General features: G+C 38.4%; 19 protein-coding genes and 1 other annotated feature. All 19 genes read left to right on the top strand.

The genetic code is table 11. The features are described from left to right. Window positions 1–84: 84 nt before the first annotated feature. Window positions 85–158 (top strand) — a sequence feature (ribosomal protein L21 leader region). A gap of 38 nt (window positions 159–196) precedes the next feature. The 19 genes from rplU to ACQRDX_RS06335 all read left to right on the top strand — a co-directional run bounded on the left by rplU (window position 197) and on the right by ACQRDX_RS06335 (window position 18,948). After that, on the top strand, window positions 197–511 hold the full coding sequence (rplU, locus tag ACQRDX_RS06245) for a 50S ribosomal protein L21 (RefSeq protein WP_354367973.1): 315 nt from the start codon (window positions 197–199) through the stop codon (window positions 509–511). Window positions 512–590: 79 nt separating this feature from the next. After that, the gene (gene rpmA, locus ACQRDX_RS06250) at window positions 591–884 is read left to right on the top strand and encodes a 50S ribosomal protein L27 (RefSeq protein WP_354367975.1); all 294 of its coding nucleotides are present in this window, start codon (window positions 591–593) and stop codon (window positions 882–884) included. 231 nt (window positions 885–1,115) lie between these two features. Continuing rightward, complete coding sequence (locus ACQRDX_RS06255) at window positions 1,116–1,892, top strand: ABC transporter ATP-binding protein (RefSeq protein WP_427895429.1); 777 nt, start codon at window positions 1,116–1,118, stop codon at window positions 1,890–1,892. Beyond that, window positions 1,879–2,850, top strand: coding sequence for a FecCD family ABC transporter permease (locus ACQRDX_RS06260; protein ID WP_427895431.1), 972 nt, complete (start codon window positions 1,879–1,881; stop codon window positions 2,848–2,850). The genes ACQRDX_RS06255 and ACQRDX_RS06260 overlap by 14 nt, the downstream gene beginning before the upstream one ends. Then, on the top strand, window positions 2,847–3,812 hold the full coding sequence (locus ACQRDX_RS06265) for a FecCD family ABC transporter permease (protein ID WP_427895433.1): 966 nt from the start codon (window positions 2,847–2,849) through the stop codon (window positions 3,810–3,812). Before ACQRDX_RS06260 ends, ACQRDX_RS06265 begins: the two co-directional genes overlap by 4 nt. Before the next feature lie 210 nt (window positions 3,813–4,022). Beyond that, window positions 4,023–4,943 carry an ABC transporter substrate-binding protein gene (locus tag ACQRDX_RS06270; RefSeq protein ID WP_427895435.1) on the top strand — a complete coding sequence of 307 codons (921 nt, stop codon included), beginning with the start codon at window positions 4,023–4,025 and terminating at the stop codon, window positions 4,941–4,943. Window positions 4,944–5,053: 110 nt separating this feature from the next. Next, entirely contained in the window at window positions 5,054–5,962 is a 909-nt protein-coding gene (locus tag ACQRDX_RS06275; protein WP_427895437.1) for a LysR family transcriptional regulator, read from the top strand. 8 nt (window positions 5,963–5,970) lie between these two features. Further along, window positions 5,971–6,432: a signal peptidase II gene (lspA, locus tag ACQRDX_RS06280; RefSeq protein WP_354367988.1), complete on the top strand. Its 462-nt coding sequence runs from the start codon at window positions 5,971–5,973 to the stop codon at window positions 6,430–6,432. After that, complete coding sequence (locus tag ACQRDX_RS06285) at window positions 6,416–7,306, top strand: RluA family pseudouridine synthase (RefSeq protein WP_427895476.1); 891 nt, start codon at window positions 6,416–6,418, stop codon at window positions 7,304–7,306. The genes lspA and ACQRDX_RS06285 overlap by 17 nt, the downstream gene beginning before the upstream one ends. Before the next feature lie 233 nt (window positions 7,307–7,539). Next, window positions 7,540–8,061, top strand: a complete 522-nt coding sequence (gene pyrR / locus ACQRDX_RS06290) for a bifunctional pyr operon transcriptional regulator/uracil phosphoribosyltransferase PyrR (RefSeq protein ID WP_354367990.1) — start codon at window positions 7,540–7,542, stop codon at window positions 8,059–8,061. Window positions 8,062–8,103: 42 nt separating this feature from the next. Continuing rightward, window positions 8,104–9,030, top strand: coding sequence for an aspartate carbamoyltransferase catalytic subunit (locus ACQRDX_RS06295; protein ID WP_427895440.1), 927 nt, complete (start codon window positions 8,104–8,106; stop codon window positions 9,028–9,030). A gap of 43 nt (window positions 9,031–9,073) precedes the next feature. Continuing rightward, the gene (locus ACQRDX_RS06300) at window positions 9,074–10,165 is read left to right on the top strand and encodes a carbamoyl phosphate synthase small subunit (RefSeq protein ID WP_354367994.1); all 1,092 of its coding nucleotides are present in this window, start codon (window positions 9,074–9,076) and stop codon (window positions 10,163–10,165) included. Window positions 10,166–10,438: 273 nt separating this feature from the next. Beyond that, the gene (gene carB, locus ACQRDX_RS06305; RefSeq protein ID WP_427895443.1) at window positions 10,439–13,618 is read left to right on the top strand and encodes a carbamoyl-phosphate synthase large subunit; all 3,180 of its coding nucleotides are present in this window, start codon (window positions 10,439–10,441) and stop codon (window positions 13,616–13,618) included. Between the two features lie 235 nt (window positions 13,619–13,853). Then, window positions 13,854–15,035, top strand: a complete 1,182-nt coding sequence (locus tag ACQRDX_RS06310) for an efflux RND transporter periplasmic adaptor subunit (protein WP_427895446.1) — start codon at window positions 13,854–13,856, stop codon at window positions 15,033–15,035. Between the two features lie 11 nt (window positions 15,036–15,046). After that, window positions 15,047–15,751, top strand: coding sequence for an ABC transporter ATP-binding protein (locus ACQRDX_RS06315; RefSeq protein ID WP_354368000.1), 705 nt, complete (start codon window positions 15,047–15,049; stop codon window positions 15,749–15,751). Then, the gene (locus ACQRDX_RS06320) at window positions 15,751–17,025 is read left to right on the top strand and encodes an ABC transporter permease (protein ID WP_427895448.1); all 1,275 of its coding nucleotides are present in this window, start codon (window positions 15,751–15,753) and stop codon (window positions 17,023–17,025) included. The genes ACQRDX_RS06315 and ACQRDX_RS06320 overlap by 1 nt, the downstream gene beginning before the upstream one ends. A gap of 87 nt (window positions 17,026–17,112) precedes the next feature. Further along, window positions 17,113–17,661: a hypothetical protein gene (locus tag ACQRDX_RS06325; RefSeq protein WP_427895450.1), complete on the top strand. Its 549-nt coding sequence runs from the start codon at window positions 17,113–17,115 to the stop codon at window positions 17,659–17,661. A gap of 61 nt (window positions 17,662–17,722) precedes the next feature. Continuing rightward, window positions 17,723–18,097 carry a DUF1149 family protein gene (locus ACQRDX_RS06330; RefSeq protein WP_354368006.1) on the top strand — a complete coding sequence of 125 codons (375 nt, stop codon included), beginning with the start codon at window positions 17,723–17,725 and terminating at the stop codon, window positions 18,095–18,097. Window positions 18,098–18,099: 2 nt separating this feature from the next. Further along, window positions 18,100–18,948, top strand: a complete 849-nt coding sequence (locus tag ACQRDX_RS06335; protein WP_427895452.1) for a DegV family protein — start codon at window positions 18,100–18,102, stop codon at window positions 18,946–18,948. The last annotated feature ends 1 nt before the right edge of the window (window position 18,949 follow it).

Raw genomic sequence — 18,949 nt, forward strand, 5'->3', positions numbered from 1 at the left:
CAAATAAGAAAAAGGCAGATTTTCTGTCTTTTTTCTTGCCATAGGATATAAAGTATGATAGTATAATAATGTTGACTATATGCACACCCTGTGCAACCGCACGACAATCGTCACTAAGTAGAGCAATCTCACGATTTTAGGCGAGTCTTCACACGAGATTTATCTCGATTATTTATATTTTTATAGGAGGTGCATAATGAGCACATACGCAATCATTAAAACTGGCGGTAAACAAGTTAAAGTTGAAGTAGATCAAGTTATCTACGTTGAAAAACTTGATGTTGAAGCAGGAGCAGAAGTAACTTTTGATCAAGTTGTTCTTGTTGGTGGTGAAAAAACAGTTGTAGGTACACCACTTGTTGAAGGCGCTACTGTTGTTGGAACTGTTGAAAAACAAGGAAAACAAAAGAAAGTTGTAACTTACAAATACAAACCTAAAAAAGGTAGCCACCGTAAACAAGGTCACCGTCAACCTTATACAAAAGTTGTTATTAAAGCGATCAACGCTTAATAACACGTGGAATACTCAGTATTTCAGTTAGATAAGTTTACTTATCACACCAAATTAACTACGAGAGGAAATTGAGATTATGTTAAAAATGAATCTTGCTAACTTGCAACTTATGGCCCACAAAAAAGGTGGAGGTTCAACATCAAACGGACGTGATTCACAAGCTAAACGCCTTGGTGCTAAAGCTGCTGATGGTCAAACTGTAACAGGTGGATCAATCCTTTACCGTCAACGTGGAACACACATCTATCCAGGTGTAAACGTTGGTCGTGGTGGAGATGATACACTTTTTGCTAAAGTTGAAGGTGTTGTTCGTTTCGAACGTAAAGGACGCGATAAAAAACAAGTATCTGTTTACCCAATCGCTAAATAAGTCTGAAAATGGCTTAACAATAGGCTTTCCGAGATTTCGGAGGGCCTGTTTTTTTGTTTTGATACCCATTTTGGTACCCATATTTTAAAAAATGTGAGTATGGACAACCCTTATGGTTTGATAGGATATTGACATGTTCAGATAATAATAATTCTAAAATGCTTGGAAATAGGTCATTAACTTGAGATTTTTGCTATAATATAGCAATAAAATGAAGTTAGGGAGTTAAAAATGCTAGAAGCAAAAGAGATATCTGTTTCTTATGGAAATAAGAGTATCATTAATCGTTTATCGGTGTCGCTTCCTATGGGACAAACAACAGCTATTATTGGGACTAATGGTTCTGGTAAATCAACTTTGTTAAAGGCTTTAGCGCGCTTACATCCGTTAAGTCATGGAGAAATTATCTTGGATGGTCGAGATATTCAGAGTTATCAAACAACAGAGGTTGCTAAGCGATTGGCGATTCTTCCCCAAAGTGCAAGAGCACCAGAAGGAATGACCGTTTTAGACCTAGTGAGTTTGGGGCGCTTTCCTCATCAAAAATTAACGCAATTACATCTCTCTTCGGAAGATTATGCACTGATTCGAGAGGTGATGACCATTACTAATGTTTGGGAATTAAGAGATGTTGCAGTGGATCAATTGTCAGGAGGACAGAGGCAAAGAGTTTGGATTGCTTTGGTTTTGGCACAAGACTCAGATATTATTTTACTCGATGAACCGACTACGTATTTGGATATTGTCCATCAATACGAGATTTTGTCTTTGTTAAAAGATCTAGTGGAAAATCATGGTAAGACAGTAGTTTATGTTTTGCATGAATTAAATCAAGTGGCTCGTTTTTCGGACCATTTGATCGTGATGCAAGAAGGGAAGATTTTAACAGAAGGTATGACCAAAAAGGTATTTGATGAAAAGATGATTGAATCAGCTTTTAAGGTTAAGGTGTCAATTGGGACAGATAGCTTTTCACAAACTCCCATGATTGTAGGTGTTGATTATTAAACAGAAATATTATTATGTAACATTTTTTATAGCTCTCCTTACGCTTACTGTAATATTTATCTTGTCAATGAAGTTTGGCAATAAAACTTATTTGATATCAGAACTATGGACAAACCCTATTATACAAGAGATTCGTCTGCCGAGATTTTTGGCTAGTATCTTTGCAGCTTCTTTGATGGGCATATCGGGTCAATTGATGCAGATTATGACACAAAATCCTATTGCAGAAAGTTCAACCTTAGGAATTTCAAGTGGAGCGAGCTTATTTTTGGCTATTCTAATGGCTTTAGGGTTGGGAACAGGTCTAGTGTCTAGTTTGATTTTCGGTGTTTTAGGGGCATTTTTTAGCTTATGTTTAGTCTGGCTATTAACGCTTCGATCTTCTTTTCAGCCCATTAAGATTTTACTGGTAGGGACGAGTTTAGGGATGTTTTGTTCAGGACTTGCCAGTGGAATTGCCTATTATAGTAATTCGTCACAACGTTTTTTTATGTGGACAGTTGGATCTTTTTCAGCAGTCTCAAAAGAAAAGACCTTACTGTTGGGACTTTGTGTTTTAGTGGTACTAGGAGTATGCTTTCTCTTTTCAAGGCAGATTAAATTATTATCTTTTGGGGAAGAATTGGCGACAAGTTTGGGATTAGATGTTGTCAAGATGAGATGGATTTTGGTACTTTTAATCGCCCTATCAAGTGGAGTAGTGGTTTCTATTGTAGGTGTCTTAGGATTTTTAGGGTTAATGATGCCTCATATGGCAAGAAGACTAGCAGGAGCTTCATTTTTGAAGACCTTATGGCTAAATATCCTGTTATCAAGTGTTTTTTTATCTTTGGCAGATTTACTAGCACGGACCTTATTTTTACCTTACGAGCTTCCTGTAGGTGCACTGACCATGCTTTTAGGCGCCCCATTCTTTTTGTATTTAGTAGGACAAGTAGATAGGGGGATTAGGCGATGAAAAGGCGCTTTATTATTTTAGGGGTGACACTATTATTTTTAATTGGCTTTGATTTAGCCATTGGGGAAGTTTGGGTCAACCCATTGAATCTATTCCAGCTAAGTGATTTTGATCGCTTAATTTTAATCGAATTTCGACTTCCTCGCCTTTTGGCTGTCCTTATAGGTGGGATTGCTTTATCCTTATCAGGTTATATCTTGCAAAAAGTTAGTGTGAATCCAATGGTGGACTCTAGTATCTTAGGGATCAATGCAGGGGCAGCTTTTGGTCTAGTTTTGAGTTTTGTCTTGAGTGCTTGGTTGGCTGTGCCTTTTGCTCAAGCGCTAACCTATCCTTTTTGGGCAATCTTAGGTGCAGGTTTAGGATTTCTTTCTCTTTATTTTTTGGCATTGAGAAGAAACTTTTCTGGAGTTAAGTTAATCTTGACAGGTGTGGCGATTACAGCTGTTTTTCAAGCCCTAATGACCTTGCTGCAACTACTATTAAATAGTTTTGATTTTCAGGCAGTTGTGCCATTTCTAACAGGGGATGTTTGGAATGCCTCTTATGACCTCTTACTCTTATTGCTTTTGTTGCTAGGAGTGTTAATCTTGATATTTTCTCGTTTTTTATCTCGATTGCGTTTAATAGAAATGGGAAAAGACATGGCAATTAGTTTAGGAGTAAACTATGATAGAGAAGTCAAAAAATTGGTCATTCTTTCAGTGATTTTCGCAGGCGTAGGTGTTGCAAGTGTGGGGAGTTTAGGATTTATTGGAATTATTTCAAGTCGTATCGCACAAAGTCTAGTTCCTTTTCGTCTCAAAGCGCAGTTGGTGATGCTAGCTTTAGTGGCTTCTTATTTGATGGTTATTAGTGATCTGGTTTCCAAAATGCTTCTTTTTCCAACTACTTTACCACTAGGCTTAGTGACCAGTGTGATTGGAGCACCGTATTTTATTTATTTAGTCTTAAAAAACTAAGGACAAAAAGTTCAGGATGGCTTTTTAGGATTCGTACACCCCAGTGTAGTAGTTGATTGGAGTGGGGGAGGTTTTTTGGTTAGTTGAGTTTTGTTCGATCTCCTTTTTGTAATGATTTCAATATGTGAGAAAGCCTATATTTCTATCAGATGATATGCTATAATTTTTCTATCACATTTGTGAAAAATAAAAGGTTAAAGGATGAAAACAATGAAACGTTTTTCAAAATATATATTAGGTCTGGCCTCACTATTAGTTTTGGCTAATGCAACGACAACTGCTCAAGCAGCAGAAACTCATAGCTTTAAAGATTCAGCGGGTCGTACAGTCAAGATTCCGAATGATCTTGAGAAAATTGTAGTAGATACTTATCCTGATGAAGCATTGGCTTTGGGGCAAAATGTCGTTGGAACAAGTCAATGGGATGCAGGAAACCCCTATATTAGTAAAGCACAAAAGAAAGTCTTAAAAGATCTGGGAGCACCTATGAATGCAGAGAAAATAGCAGCTCACAAGCCAGATCTCATTGTGACCATTCAAAAAGATGAAGTGTCAAAATATGAAAAAATCGCCCCTACAGTTTATGTGGAATACAACTCTATCAAGGGCTTAGATGAAACTTTGGACTATTTTGCTAAAGTTTATGATGCTCAAGATGCTAAGAAAACTTTCTTGAAAAAGTTTGATCAAGAAGCAGACAAACAAATCGCTAAACTGGAAAAAGCAGACATTACTCCAAGTGATGCTACGATTTCACTGATTGAGTTGAGTGGGGATAAAATCTATGCTTATGGTAATAACTGGGCACGTGGTGGACAAGCTTTAACACGAGGTCTTGGATTTAAGCAAAGTAAAGGGATGCAAGCACTATCAGATGGTGATGGTTGGAAAGAAATCAATGCTGAAAGTTTAGCTGATTTTGATGCGGACTATATTTTTGTTGACTTTGCTGAAGCAGATAAAGCGCAGTATGAAAAACTTCAAGAGAACCCAATTTGGCAAACACTTAAAGCCGTAAAAGCCAATCAAGTGGTAACAATGGACTATGCAGATGTTTATTACTATGGCGGTCCAATTGCTTCTAAAGCTTTGATGGGAAAATACACACAAGCAATTCTTGATTTGAATTAGTGTTTTGAAACGCTACCATTTGAGGTGGCGTTTTTCTTATCTTTTCCTGACTATCAAGAACGTTAAAATTTTGATATAATAAAAAGAGTTTATAGTGAAAGGTTAGTCGTATGAACATTCAACAACTCCGCTATGTCGTGGCGATTGCTAATAGCGGCACCTTTAGAGAAGCGGCCAATAAATTATTTGTCAGTCAACCCAGCCTTTCGGTAGCTGTGAAGGATTTGGAAAAAGAGCTAGGATTTGAAATTTTTAAACGGACCACAACAGGGGCAGTACTAACAAGCCAAGGGATGGTTTTTTATGAAAAATCATTAGAGTTGGTCAAAAACTTTGATATGTTTGAAAATCAATATTCTCATCATAAAGAGCATGGTCAGAAACAATTTTCGATTGCTAGTCAACACTATGACTTTCTCCCCCCTTTGATGACCGAGTACTCACGCCAGTTTCCTGAACACAAGGATATGCGGATTTTTGAGTCAACAACTGTTCAGATTTTAGATGAAGTAGCCCAAGGATATAGTGACTTAGGCATTATCTATCTGAATCAACAAAATACCAAAGGGATTATTCAAAAAATGGATAAGCTTGGTTTGGAGTATGAAGAGTTGATTTCTTTTCAAACTCATATTTACCTCAAAAAAACACATGCGCTGTGTGAAAAGTCAGAGTTGACAATGCAAGACTTGGTGGGCTTACCAACGGTACGTTTTACACAAGAAAAGGATGCTTATCTTTATTATTCCGAAAATCTGATTGATACAACAGATAGTTCTCAAATTTTTAATGTAACAGATAGAGCCACTTTAAATGGTATTTTGGAGCGGACAAATGCCTACGCTACGGGATCGGGATTTTTAGATAGTGAGAGTGTTAATGGTATCAAAGTGATTCCATTGAAAGATGCCCATGATAACAAGATGGTGTATGTGAAACGTAGAGGAGTAACCTTGTCTACATGTGCTAATCATTTTGTTGAGGTTATGACGACTTATTTTAAAACTTATCAGCCATAGGAGGAGAGATGCGAAAAATTAGCTTCCCCATCATAGCCCTACTATTAGTAGCCATAGATCAAATCAGCAAATGGGCAACTGTAAAAAATATCAAGTTAGGTGAAATCAAAAGCTTTTTGCCAAACATTGTGAGTTTGACTTATTTACAAAATAACGGTGCAGCCTTTTCCAGTTTTCAAAATCAAGGTTGGTTTTTTATAGTGGTAACCGTGATTTTTTTGAGTGTCGCAGGTTATTATTTTGTTAAAAACATCAATGGTAATATCTGGTTTTTGATAGGTTTAACTTTAGTCATTTCAGGTGGAGTGGGCAACTTTATTGACCGTCTGCGACTAGGTTATGTGATTGATATGATTCATTTGGATTTTATCAATTTTGCAATTTTCAATGTGGCAGACTCCTATCTGACAGTAGGTGTTGCGATTTTGATGTTAGTATTATGGAGAGAAGATGATGGAATTAGTAATTAAAGATGCCGGTGTGCGTCTAGATAAAGCTTTGGCAGATTTAACAGAATTAACACGTAGCCAAGCTAATGAAGCGATCAAAAAAGGTGAGGTTTTAGTTAACGGAAAAGTTGTCAAAGCCAAGTATGCTGTTAAGGCAGGTGATGAAATTACCTATCACTTACCAGAAGAGGAAGTTTTAGAGATTTTAGCCGAAGATATTCCTTTGGAGATTATCTACGAAGATCAAGATGTCGCAGTGGTCAATAAGCCACAAGGGATGGTAGTTCATCCTTCTGCTGGACACACATCTGGAACTTTAGTGAATGCTTTAATGTATCATATCAAAGATTTGTCTTCAATCAATGGGGTGGTACGCCCAGGAATAGTTCATAGAATTGATAAGGATACCTCAGGCTTGTTGATGATTGCCAAAAATGATAATGCTCATCGTTCGTTAGCGGCAGAACTTAAAGACAAAAAATCTCTCCGTCAGTACCTAGCTATTGTTCACGGCAATCTTCCCAATGATCGTGGTGTGATTGAAGCACCAATCGGACGCTCAGACAAGGATCGTAAGAAGCAAGCGGTTATTGCAGGGGGACGTGATGCCTTGACGCGTTTCAAAGTGTTAGAGAGATTTGGTCACTATACCTTGGTTGAATTAACTTTAGAGACTGGTCGCACGCATCAGATTCGTGTTCACATGGCTTATATTGGTCATCCTGTGGCAGGAGATCCTTTATACGGTCCTAAAAAAAGTTTGAAGGGTAATGGACAATTTCTTCATGCAGCAACATTAGGGTTTACTCACCCAACAACTAAAGAAGAGATGGTCTTCTCAGCAGAGGTTCCCGAAATTTTTGAAAAGACACTAGATGACTTGAGAAAACATTAAGTATGGATAGCTGTCATCTTACAAAAAGATTAGCTCCCCAGGTTTTTATATTAATGCTTGAAAAAAATAGAACTTATGGTATAATGAGTTAAATGAATAATTCCTTTAAACCTGTCCTGTGAGGCAGGCAAGGAGAGCCAGAAGAAAAAGAGTGCAGGCTTTACTGTACCCATATTTTGTGTAATCTCCTTGTTTTAAGGAGATTTTTTTCTATATTAGAAAGGTTGTTTCTCATGAAGACAAAAGAAGTTGTTGATGATGTCACCGTAAAGCGTGCGATTACGCGAATCACTTATGAAATTATTGAGCGTAATAAAAACTTAGATAATCTCGTCCTAGCAGGGATTAAGACAAGAGGTGTCTTTATTGCGCGTCGCATTCAGGAGAGATTAAAACAAATCGAAGGGATTGATCTTCCTATTGGAGAACTGGACATCAAACCATTTCGTGATGATGTTAAAGTTGAAGAAGACACAACCAGTATGGCAGTGGATATTACGGGTCGTGATGTGATTCTAGTTGATGATGTTCTTTATACTGGGCGCACTATCCGTGCAGCAATCGATAACCTTGTTAGTCTTGGACGTCCTGGTCGTGTGAGTTTAGCAGTTTTGGTCGATCGTGGTCATCGTGAATTGCCTATTAGAGCAGACTATGTTGGAAAAAATATCCCAACAAGTGCCGTTGAAGAGATTGTGGTGGAAATGACTGAAATTGATGGTCGTGATGCCGTCTCTATTGTTGATCCAAGATAGATAGATACCGCATATAAAAGACATTTAAAAAGGGAGACGACGATGGCTGTAACAGACGGTAAAGTTTCGCTAAAGCACTTGGTGACCATGGAAACATTGTCAAATGAAGAAGTCTTAGGACTGATCAAACGTGGTTCGGACTTTAAAAGAAATCAAGCAGATTTTCGTTTAGATAGACAATATTTTGCATCCAATTTATTTTTTGAAAGTTCGACACGGACCCATAAGTCATTTGAAGTAGCTGAGAAAAAACTGGGTTTAGATGTGATCGAGTTTGATGCTAAGAGCTCTTCTGTTAATAAAGGTGAGACGCTATATGACACTATTTTAACGATGAGCGCATTAGGAGTAGACATTTGCGTTGTGCGACACTCTGATGAGGATTACTATCAGGAACTGGTTGATAGTCGTAGTATTCAAACTTCTATTATCAATGGTGGTGATGGCTCTGGTCAACATCCTAGTCAATGTCTTTTGGATCTGATGACTATTTATGAAGAGTTTGGTCAATTTGAAAATTTGAAAATTGCTATAGCTGGTGATATTACCCATTCGCGCGTGGCAAAATCAAATATGCAGATTTTAAAACGTTTGGGTGCGGACTTGTATTTTGCAGGACCTCGTGAATGGTATTCCGAGGAATTTGATGTTTATGGAAAACACGTTACCCTTGATGATGTTATCGAAGATTTAGATGTTTTAATGCTATTGCGGGTACAACATGAGCGTCACGATGGTAGTACGAGTTTTTCTAAAGAAGGCTATAATAAGACTTACGGTTTAACAGAAGAGCGTTATCAGAAATTAAAAGATAGTGCTATTGTGATGCATCCAGCTCCTGTCAATCGTGATGTAGAGATCGATGATGATTTAGTGGAAGCACCTAAGTCACGCATAGTGGCTCAAATGCAAAATGGTGTTTATGTCCGAATGGCAATTATTGAAGCGATATTAAATGGGAAAGCTTAGACGTTAAGATGCTCCTGTGAGGGCAAACGAGAAAGGTAGAAAAATGGCAAAAAGATTACTGATTTTAGAAGATGGAACAGTATTTGAAGGTACAGCTTTTGGTGCAGATATTGATGTTACTGGAGAAATTGTATTTAATACAGGGATGACAGGCTATCAAGAGTCCATTACGGACCAATCCTACAATGGCCAAATTTTAACATTCACTTATCCTCTAGTTGGCAACTATGGGATAAATCGCGATGATTATGAGTCTATTACTCCAACATGTAAAGGGGTAGTAGTGGCAGAATGTGCACGCCGATCAAGTAACTGGCGCAATCAGATGAGTTTGCATGAGTTTTTAGTTTCTAAAAATATTCCAGGAATCTCAGGGATTGATACACGTGCCTTGACTAAAATTATTCGTCAGCACGGGACGATGAAGGCTACTCTAGCAAGTGATGGAGATAGCTTAGAGCATCTACAAGATCAGCTCCGTGCAACAGTTTTACCAAGTAATAATATTGAGCAAGTATCGACGAAAACTGCCTATCCTGCACCAGGAGTTGGAAAAAATATTGTATTAGTTGACTTTGGTCTTAAGCATTCTATTTTAAGGGAATTTTCAAAGCGTGACTGTAACGTCACTGTCGTACCATACGACACAAGCGCTGAAGAGATTCTTCACCTCAACCCAGATGGTGTCATGTTATCAAATGGACCAGGAAATCCAGAAGATGTTCCAGGGGCACTTGATATGATACGCGGAGTGCAAGGAAAGATTCCGATTTTTGGGATTTGTATGGGGCATCAATTGTTTAGTCTAGCAAATGGGGCTAAGACTTATAAGATGAAGTTTGGTCATAGAGGTTTTAACCATGCGGTTCGTGAGATTGCAACAGGACGTGTTGATTTTACCAGTCAAAACCATGGCTATGCAGTTGATCGTGAAAGTCTTCCGGAGAATTTAATTGTCACCCATGAGGAGATTAATGATAAATCAGTAGAGGGTGTTAGACATAGACATTATCCAGCCTTTTCAGTACAATTCCACCCTGATGCAGCACCAGGTCCACACGATGCAAGCTATCTGTTTGATGAGTTTTTAGAGCTAATTGATGCTTTTCAAGCAGAGCGCGCCAATCAAAAGTGAGGCATTTTAAATGTTATAGTGGTAAAAAGTAGGATAAGTGTCTTGTTTGAGCTTATTTTGAATTTATCATTTACTGATGTCGAAAACATCTTATTTAATGTCGCACAGAGATGCGACGAATAGAAAGGAGAAGGGGTGTCACGTTGCTCGGATTTGTAATTGAATTCGGGCTACGGACCTGGTCAAAAAGATAGTTTTTCCTCGAACGCAAGCGTTCTTGGTCAAACTCCTATTTTGACGGTGTCCGCTTAACGCCCTTAATATCTTAAAATTATGCCAAAACGTACGGATATTAAAAAAATTATGGTGATCGGGTCAGGTCCAATCATCATCGGACAAGCTGCTGAATTTGACTATGCAGGAACCCAAGCCTGTCTTGCTCTAAAAGAAGAAGGTTATAGCGTTGTCTTGGTGAACTCAAACCCTGCGACCATCATGACAGATAAAGAAATTGCAGATAAGGTTTATATTGAGCCGATTACCATTGAATTTGTGACTCGCATTCTTCGTAAAGAGCGTCCAGATGCGCTTCTCCCAACTCTTGGAGGGCAAACTGGTCTTAACATGGCAATGGAGCTCTCAAAAGCTGGTATTCTAGATGAGCTTGGTGTTGAGCTTTTGGGGACTAAATTATCTGCTATTGACCAAGCAGAAGATCGTGACTTATTTAAGCAATTGATGGAAGACCTCAATCAGCCAATTCCTGAGTCTGAGATTGTTGAGACAGTTGAGCAAGCAGTGGCTTTTGCAAATACGATTGGCTATCCCGTTATTGTACGCCCAGCCTTTACCTTAGGTGGTACTGGTGGAGGTATGTGTGCCAATGAAGAAGAGCTTCGCGAGATTGCTAAAAACGGTCTTAAACTATCTCCTGTGACACAGTGTCTCATTGAGCGTTCCATCGCTGGATTTAAAGAAATTGAATACGAAGTGATGCGTGATGCCGCAGACAATGCTCTTGTGGTATGTAACATGGAAAACTTTGACCCTGTAGGTATCCATACAGGAGACTCAATTGTATTTGCTCCAACACAGACGCTTTCTGATATTGAAAACCAAATGTTGCGTGATGCCAGCTTGAGTATCATCCGTGCCCTTAAGATTGAAGGGGGATGTAATGTTCAACTTGCACTTGATCCACATAGCTTCAAGTATTATGTGATTGAAGTAAACCCTCGTGTTTCACGTTCCTCTGCTCTAGCATCTAAAGCAACAGGTTACCCAATTGCTAAATTAGCAGCGAAGATTGCGGTTGGTTTAACCTTAGATGAAATGGTTAACCCTGTTACAGGAACAACCTATGCCATGTTTGAGCCTGCCCTTGACTATGTTGTCGCCAAGATTCCTCGTTTCCCATTTGATAAGTTTGAAAAAGGTGAACGCCGTCTAGGCACACAGATGAAAGCAACAGGGGAGGTTATGGCTAATGGGCGTAACATTGAAGAAAGTCTTCTGAAAGCTTGTCGCTCACTTGAAATCGGTGTTTCACATAACGAAATGCCTGAGTTAGCTAATGCCAGTGACGATGTTGTGGTTGAAAAAATGGTTAAAGCGCAAGATGACCGTCTTTTCTATGTATCCGAAGCTATTCGTCGTGGTTTTACCATTGAAGAGATTGCTGACTTGACTAAGATTGATATCTTCTTCTTAGATAAGTTGCTTCATATTGTTGAAATCGAAAAAGAGCTTGAGGCTAATGTTGGTGATCCAACTACCCTCAAACTAGCGAAACGCAACGGCTTCTCAGATAAGAAGATTGCACAGCTCTGGAATAAAACAGCAGATGAGGTTCGTCAGACTCGTATTGAGAGTAAGATTGTTCCTGTCTATAAAATGGTGGATACCTGTGCAGCAGAATTTGAAAGTTCAACGCCTTATTTCTACTCAACATATGAGTGGGAAAATGAGTCTATCAAGTCTGATAAAGAGTCTGTTTTGGTCCTTGGTTCAGGTCCGATTCGTATCGGTCAAGGGGTGGAGTTTGACTACGCTACCGTACATTCTGTGAAGGCTATTCAAGCAGCAGGTTATGAAGCCATCATCATGAACTCAAACCCAGAGACAGTTTCTACTGACTTTTCAGTCTCAGATAAACTTTATTTTGAGCCATTGACTTTTGAAGACGTCATGAATGTCATTGACCTTGAACAACCAAAAGGTGTTATCGTTCAATTTGGTGGACAAACAGCCATCAACTTGGCAGAACCTTTATCGAATGCAGGTATTAAGATTTTAGGAACACAAGTTGCGGATCTTGACCGTGCAGAAGACCGTGACCTTTTTGAAAAAGCTCTCAAAGATTTAGATATTCCGCAACCACCAGGTCAAACAGCAACTGATGAAGAAGAAGCGGTCGAAGCAGCTCGTAAAATCGGCTTCCCTGTACTTGTTCGCCCATCGTATGTTTTGGGTGGACGCGCAATGGAAATTGTAGAAAATGAAAATGATCTACGCTCTTATATGCGAACTGCAGTTAAGGCTAGTCCAGAGCATCCTGTCTTGGTTGACTCTTACATTGTGGGTCGTGAGTGCGAAGTAGATGCCATTTCTGATGGTAAGGATGTGCTTATTCCAGGGATTATGGAGCATATCGAGCGCGCTGGTGTCCACTCTGGTGACTCGATGGCCGTTTATCCACCACAAACGCTTTCTAAAGAAATCCAAGATACCATTGCAGATTATACCAAACGTTTGGCTATCGGGTTAAATTGTATTGGTATGATGAATATCCAATTTGTCATTAAGGATGAAAAAGTGTATGTTATCGAGGTTAATCCACGCGCAAGCCGTACCGTACCATTCTTGTCTAAAGTGACAGATGTTCCGATGGCACAAGTAGCTACTCAGCTTATCTTAGGAAAAACTTTAGCAGACCTTGGCTATGAAGATGGTCTTTATCCTGAATCTAGCAATGTCCATGTTAAAGCACCGGTATTCTCATTTACCAAGTTAGCAAAAGTAGATAGCTTACTTGGACCTGAGATGAAGTCAACCGGTGAGGTCATGGGATCTGATACGACGCTTGAAAAAGCCCTTTACAAAGCTTTTGAAGCAAGCTACCTTCACTTGCCAGAGTTTGGAGATGTTGTCTTTACTATCCATGATGATACCAAAGAAGAAGCTTTGGATCTGGCTCGTCGTTTTGAATCGATTGGCTATGGTATTTATGCGACTGAAGGAACTCAGAAATTCTTGACAGCTAATGGTGTTTCTGCGATCCTAGTCAATAAACTTGGTGAAGATGATGAAAATGATATTCCAGCTCTGGTTCGTCAAGGAAAGGTACAAGCAATTGTCAACACGGTTGGCACAAAACGTACTGCAGATGAAGATGGACAAACTATTCGTAGTTCAGCAATTGAAGCAGGCATTCCTCTCTTTACAGCTCTTGACACAGCAGATGCTATGGTTCGAGTTTTAGAAAGCCGTAGCTTTACGACAAATCCAATTTAAATTAAAAGAGCAAGACAATTCTAATTAAAGTTGTCTTGCTCTTTTTCTTACAATATTGTAAGACTCAAACAGGTAAAAGTAGAGTATCCTATTCTTAACGAGATATTCTTGTTAAGAAGAACGATGGCATAGTTTTAATGTTTAGGAGAGTTAAAAGTTTATTTTTTCTAATCTTGACAAAATATCTAAAAAAAGTTATTATTGTACTAAAGAATCAATACAAAGGAGAAGATTGATGCGTAAAAAGAAAAAGTCTGGATTTAAATTAAGCAAAACATTTAAGATTTTGCTTGGAATACTGGCTCTCTTAGCGATAATTGCCGCTGCTTTTATGAGTGTTTTTAGTAAAAACACAAGTCAAGCCACAACTAAAACTTATACGGTGAGTGAAGTGAAAAATGGATCTGTTGCATCTAGTACCTTGTTGACAGGGACAGTCAAATCTGACGGAGAGCAGTATGTCTATTACGAAACGAATAAGGGTGATTTGGTTTCAGTTATTCCTGCAGTTGGGGATCAAGTAGAAGAAGGACAGGCTTTGGTACAGTATGATAGCACAGCTGCTCAAGCAGCTTATGACCAAGCCATCCGCAACTACAATAAGGTGAGCAGACAAATATCCGATTTACAAACTTATGGTGTTGTTCAATCTGACGCAACGTCACTATCAGAAGATGGAACAACAGTTGCAGATACTAGCGGACAGACACAGCGTTCTTATCAAAGTCAATTAAATGATTTGAACGATTCACTTGCTAATGCTCAAGATGAGATTAATAAGACAGAAGCTGCTTTAAATGATACAGTTGTCTATAGTAAAGTAGCTGGTACAGTAGTTGAAGTTAATACCTCTGTAAATCCATCTTCTACTAGCACGACGGGACAAGTGTTGGTGCATATTGTCAGTCAAGGACAACAACAAGTCGAAGGTAAGGTGACAGAGTACGATCTCGCAAACTTGAAAGTTGATCAAGATGTTAAGATAACATCAAAAGTTTATCCTGATAAAGAATGGACTGGAAAAATTTCTTATATTTCCAACTATCCAGAAGCTCCAGGGACAGATGCTAATTCATCTAGTAGCTCTTCTAGTTATCCCTTCAAAGTTAATTTCACAAGTGATGCCGCTGAACTAAAACAAGGATTTAAGGTTAGTGTTGAGGTCTTGAGTACAGCAAATCATCCGATTGTTCCTTTATCAGCTCTGGTTACAGACAAAGATAAACATTATGTTTGGGTCTATGATGATAGCAAAGGAACAGTGACAAAGACAGAAGTTACTCTTGGTAGTGCCGATGCCACAGATCAGGAAGTGACAGGAGGGCTATCCCAAGGTCAATGGGTTGTTGAAAAACCAAGTAAATCTTTTAAAGATGGACAGAAAATCCAAACTAAAGATACAAAATCGTCTGAGTAAGGAGGAACCTAATGGATCAAAAACAAAAAGAATTGATCAAGCTTAAAGGTATCATTAAGTCTTACTTGAATGGTGATGAAGAGTTGCAAGTTCTAAAAGGTATTGATTTAACCGTACATGAAGGAGAGTTTGTAGCTATTATGGGGCCATCTGGCTCAGGAAAATCAACTCTAATGAATGCTATTGGACTTTTAGATCGTCCAAGTGAAGGAAGTTACGTTTTAAATGGTGTAGAGGTTGAAAATTTATCAGAGAAAGATTTATCGCGTGTGCGAAACAGTGAGATTGGTTTTGTTTTTCAACAATTTTTTCTTCTATCAAAATTAACAGCACTACAAAATGTAGAGTTACCTTTAATTTATGCTGGTGTTCCTTCGGCGAAACGAAAAAAATTATCTGAAAGTTATTTGGAAAAAGTGGAGTTATCAGAGCGAATGCATCATCTCCCATCAGAGCTGTCTGGTGGACAAAAGCAACGGGTGGCTATAGCACGCGCTTTGGTTAATAGTCCTTCTATTATTCTTGCAGATGAGCCGACAGGTGCCTTAGATACGAAAACAGGTGCTCAGATTATGGACTTGTTAACAGAGTTACATCGGGAGGGCAAAACGATTATTATGGTAACGCATGAGCCTGAGATTGCAGAATATGCCAGTCGTAAGATCGTTATTAGAGATGGTTTGATTACCTCTGACACTAGTAAGGAGGTAGAGTAATGGAGAATTGGAAATTTGCCATTAGTTCCATCATGGCGCACAAAATGCGCTCATTCTTAACGATGTTAGGTATTATTATCGGTGTGATGTCTGTTGTTATCATTGTAGCTTTGGGAAGTGGGATCAATCAAGCCTTCACCAAAATGTTAACTAAGGATCAACAAAATGTTTCTATTAACTATTCTCCGATTAAGAGTAAGGGAGGAAAAGGGATCATTACCCAAGCAGAACTCCAAGAACAAGCCATGAATAGTGCCACAACGGATCAGTTAGCGAATAAAAAAGCACCAGATGTCCAAGAATCATGGGTTAAACAACTTTTAAGTATTGATGGCATTGATAACTATTATGTGACTAACAGCACTACAGCTAAAGTTAGTTTTGAAAATAAGAAGGTTAATAATGTTGCAATTACAGGGGTGAACGATACCTATTTTAAAGTCAAAAAATATCAAATGGTTGCTGGTCGTCAGCTAACTGATGATGATTATCGTCGATTTGCCAGGGTGATTTTATTAGATGAAAAATTAGCTAAAACATTGTTTGATAGCGCTCAACAAGCTCTTAATCAAGTGATTACACTAGGTGAAAGTTCTTATCGTGTTATTGGTGTTTACAAGGACCCAGATGCACAAAATGCTCTCCTAGCAGCTCAATCTAATGGGAATATTATGATGGCCAATACGCAACTGGCAGCTGAATATAATCAACCTGAGATCTCAGAGGTTGTTGTGCATGTTAAAGAGGTCTCACGTATCTTAGAAGTCGGAAGTGCAGCAGCTCGACGCTTAACACAACTATCTGGTGTTAAAGAGGGCGAGTATCAAGTTTATGATGTTAGTAGTGGTCTAGCTTATATCGGACAACAAACCTTGGGGATTCAACTGGTTATGGGAGCTATTGGTGGTATCTCACTTCTTGTTGGTGGTATAGGCGTTATGAATATCATGCTAGTATCTGTTACAGAGCGGACTCGTGAAATAGGGCTAAGAAAAGCCTTAGGAGCTACAAGGGGCAATATTTTGACACAATTTTTAATTGAGTCTATGGTGTTGACTGCCTTAGGTGGCCTTATTGGTCTATTATTAGCTTATGGAGGTGTGGCAATGATTGGTGATTCTCTCAATGCAACCTTTGGTGGCCCCCCTGTTATTACAGTAACCTCTGCTGTAGGAAGTATCCTTTTTTCTGCAGTAGTAGGTGTCATATTTGGAATTTTACCAGCTAATAAAGCTAGTAAACTTAACCCTATTGAAGCGTTGAGATACGAATAAAATAGTGAGAGAAGTTGGAGTGAGCAACCAGGTTGTTGTTTGTCCGACTTCTTTTAAATTGCTTTTGAATATGGTACAATGACCTTTATGGAAAATAAATTAAGAAAGTTGTATCAATCTCATGCAGAGTTTCCCTATATCTCACCAGAGCGTGATATAGCAAAATTTCTTGAAGAGGTAGCGATTTCTTCTGGTAAGTTGGTTCCAAAACGAAATATGATTCGTGTTTCAGAAGGGTACCTTCCAGGGCATTTAATTCTTTTATGGCGTATTCAATTTGGGACTTATACGAATAAAACTGTGATTTCAAAATATTTTGAATACAGTTATGGCATTGATGCTCAAAAAGAGTTGGAGTTTTTACTTCATAATGGTCTGGTTGTTGAAGATACTGCTTTAGCCTCATTAACGCACTTACCTGCAGGGAAATTAAAACTTCTTTTGAAAGAAAAAGGTGTTAAGGGGCTTTCAAAAATGAAACGTGAGGACTTAGATAAAGCTATAGCTGAGGAATTTACAGAGGAAGAATTGGCAAGACAATTTTCTATTCGTGGCTACCATTTATCTAAAGAAGGAGAAGCCTTACTAAATCGGTATCCAGAGATTATTGCTAAGCATCCTCAAAAGAAATTCTAGCTTTCGCATAAGGTAGATTTATGCTATAATTTAGAGAAATGATGAAACTAAGGAGAAGATCATGGAATTAGTTCGTGAACAAGAATTTGTCAATCAATATCACTATGATGCCCGTAATTTAGAGTGGGAAAAAGAACATGGTCAACCTGAAACAAATGTTGAAGTGACCTTTCAATTGGTTGAAAAAAATACCGAAAAAAATCAAACTACTATTGTAGCTGTCTTACAATTTATTATTGTTTTTGAACAGTATGTCTTAAGTGGTGCGATTTCTCAGATGGTTCACATCAAAAATCGTATTGTCAATGAGCCAAGTGAGTTTTCACAAGAAGAGGTTGAGAATTTATCAAAACCTTTGTTAGATATGCTCAAACGCTTAAGTTATGAAGTGACTGAGATTGCTCTTGATCAGCCTGGTGTCAATTTGGAGTTTTAATGATGAAGTTAGCTGTAATTACAGATTCATCGATTTCTCTACCAAAAGGTTTTGAGCAAAAAGAGAATCTTTTTATTTTGGATATTCCCATCACGATTGACCAAGAGTCTTTTGTAGAAGGGAAAAATCTTTCGATTATTGAGTTTTATGATAAGATGGCTAAATCTTCTGATCTTCCAAAGACCAGTCAACCGAGTCTAGCAGAGTTAGATGATTTATTAACTCAACTATCAGATCAAGGTTTTACGCATGTGATTGGTTTATTCCTATCAAGTGGCATTTCTGGTTTTTACCAAAATATTCAATATTTGGTAGAAGAGCATAAGCCCTTGGAGATTGTCTTTCCAGATAGTAAAATCACGAGTGTGCCACTGGGCTTGATGGTAAAAAATATTTTTGATTGGGCTCAAGAGGGTCTTGATTTTGAGACAATCGTTTCTAAGTTGAATCGACAAATTGATCAGACAACAGCCTTTATCATGGTTGATGATTTAAATCATCTTGTGAAAGGTGGTCGTCTTTCAAATGGTGCTGCACTTTTAGGAAATCTATTGAGTATTAAGCCTATTTTGTATTTTAATGATGGGCGAATCGAAGTTTATGAGAAAGTCCGAACAGAGAAAAAGGCGATTAAACGCTTAGTGGACATCTTAAAAGAGTTTACCGCTGATGGTCAATATGAAGTTGCAGTGATTCACTCAAATGCTTCTGAAAAAGCAGATAAATTTAGTCAGTTACTAATAGAGGCTGGGTATCAAGATTTGAGTATCTCAGAGTTTTCAGCTGTCATTGCTACGCACTTGGGTGAAGGAGCTGTAGCGATTGGAATTTCACCGATTATTGAGGATTAAT

The sequence above is a fragment of the Streptococcus sp. SGI.013 genome, from assembly GCF_050315295.1.
Lineage (GTDB): Bacteria > Bacillota > Bacilli > Lactobacillales > Streptococcaceae > Streptococcus > Streptococcus porcorum.

What these genes read in the sequence shown, in the direction of transcription:
- rplU (WP_354367973.1), top strand. Translation starts at nt 197, where the DNA reads ATGAGCACATACGCAATCATTAAAACTGGCGGTAAACAAGTTAAAGTT.
- rpmA (WP_354367975.1), top strand. Translation starts at nt 591, where the DNA reads ATGTTAAAAATGAATCTTGCTAACTTGCAACTTATGGCCCACAAAAAA.
- ACQRDX_RS06255 (WP_427895429.1), top strand. Translation starts at nt 1,116, where the DNA reads ATGCTAGAAGCAAAAGAGATATCTGTTTCTTATGGAAATAAGAGTATC.
- ACQRDX_RS06265 (WP_427895433.1), top strand. Translation starts at nt 2,847, where the DNA reads ATGAAAAGGCGCTTTATTATTTTAGGGGTGACACTATTATTTTTAATT.
- ACQRDX_RS06270 (WP_427895435.1), top strand. Translation starts at nt 4,023, where the DNA reads ATGAAACGTTTTTCAAAATATATATTAGGTCTGGCCTCACTATTAGTT.
- ACQRDX_RS06275 (WP_427895437.1), top strand. Translation starts at nt 5,054, where the DNA reads ATGAACATTCAACAACTCCGCTATGTCGTGGCGATTGCTAATAGCGGC.
- lspA (WP_354367988.1), top strand. Translation starts at nt 5,971, where the DNA reads ATGCGAAAAATTAGCTTCCCCATCATAGCCCTACTATTAGTAGCCATA.
- ACQRDX_RS06285 (WP_427895476.1), top strand. Translation starts at nt 6,416, where the DNA reads ATGGAATTAGTAATTAAAGATGCCGGTGTGCGTCTAGATAAAGCTTTG.
- pyrR (WP_354367990.1), top strand. Translation starts at nt 7,540, where the DNA reads ATGAAGACAAAAGAAGTTGTTGATGATGTCACCGTAAAGCGTGCGATT.
- ACQRDX_RS06295 (WP_427895440.1), top strand. Translation starts at nt 8,104, where the DNA reads ATGGCTGTAACAGACGGTAAAGTTTCGCTAAAGCACTTGGTGACCATG.
- ACQRDX_RS06300 (WP_354367994.1), top strand. Translation starts at nt 9,074, where the DNA reads ATGGCAAAAAGATTACTGATTTTAGAAGATGGAACAGTATTTGAAGGT.
- carB (WP_427895443.1), top strand. Translation starts at nt 10,439, where the DNA reads ATGCCAAAACGTACGGATATTAAAAAAATTATGGTGATCGGGTCAGGT.
- ACQRDX_RS06310 (WP_427895446.1), top strand. Translation starts at nt 13,854, where the DNA reads ATGCGTAAAAAGAAAAAGTCTGGATTTAAATTAAGCAAAACATTTAAG.
- ACQRDX_RS06315 (WP_354368000.1), top strand. Translation starts at nt 15,047, where the DNA reads ATGGATCAAAAACAAAAAGAATTGATCAAGCTTAAAGGTATCATTAAG.
- ACQRDX_RS06320 (WP_427895448.1), top strand. Translation starts at nt 15,751, where the DNA reads ATGGAGAATTGGAAATTTGCCATTAGTTCCATCATGGCGCACAAAATG.
- ACQRDX_RS06325 (WP_427895450.1), top strand. Translation starts at nt 17,113, where the DNA reads ATGGAAAATAAATTAAGAAAGTTGTATCAATCTCATGCAGAGTTTCCC.
- ACQRDX_RS06330 (WP_354368006.1), top strand. Translation starts at nt 17,723, where the DNA reads ATGGAATTAGTTCGTGAACAAGAATTTGTCAATCAATATCACTATGAT.
- ACQRDX_RS06335 (WP_427895452.1), top strand. Translation starts at nt 18,100, where the DNA reads ATGAAGTTAGCTGTAATTACAGATTCATCGATTTCTCTACCAAAAGGT.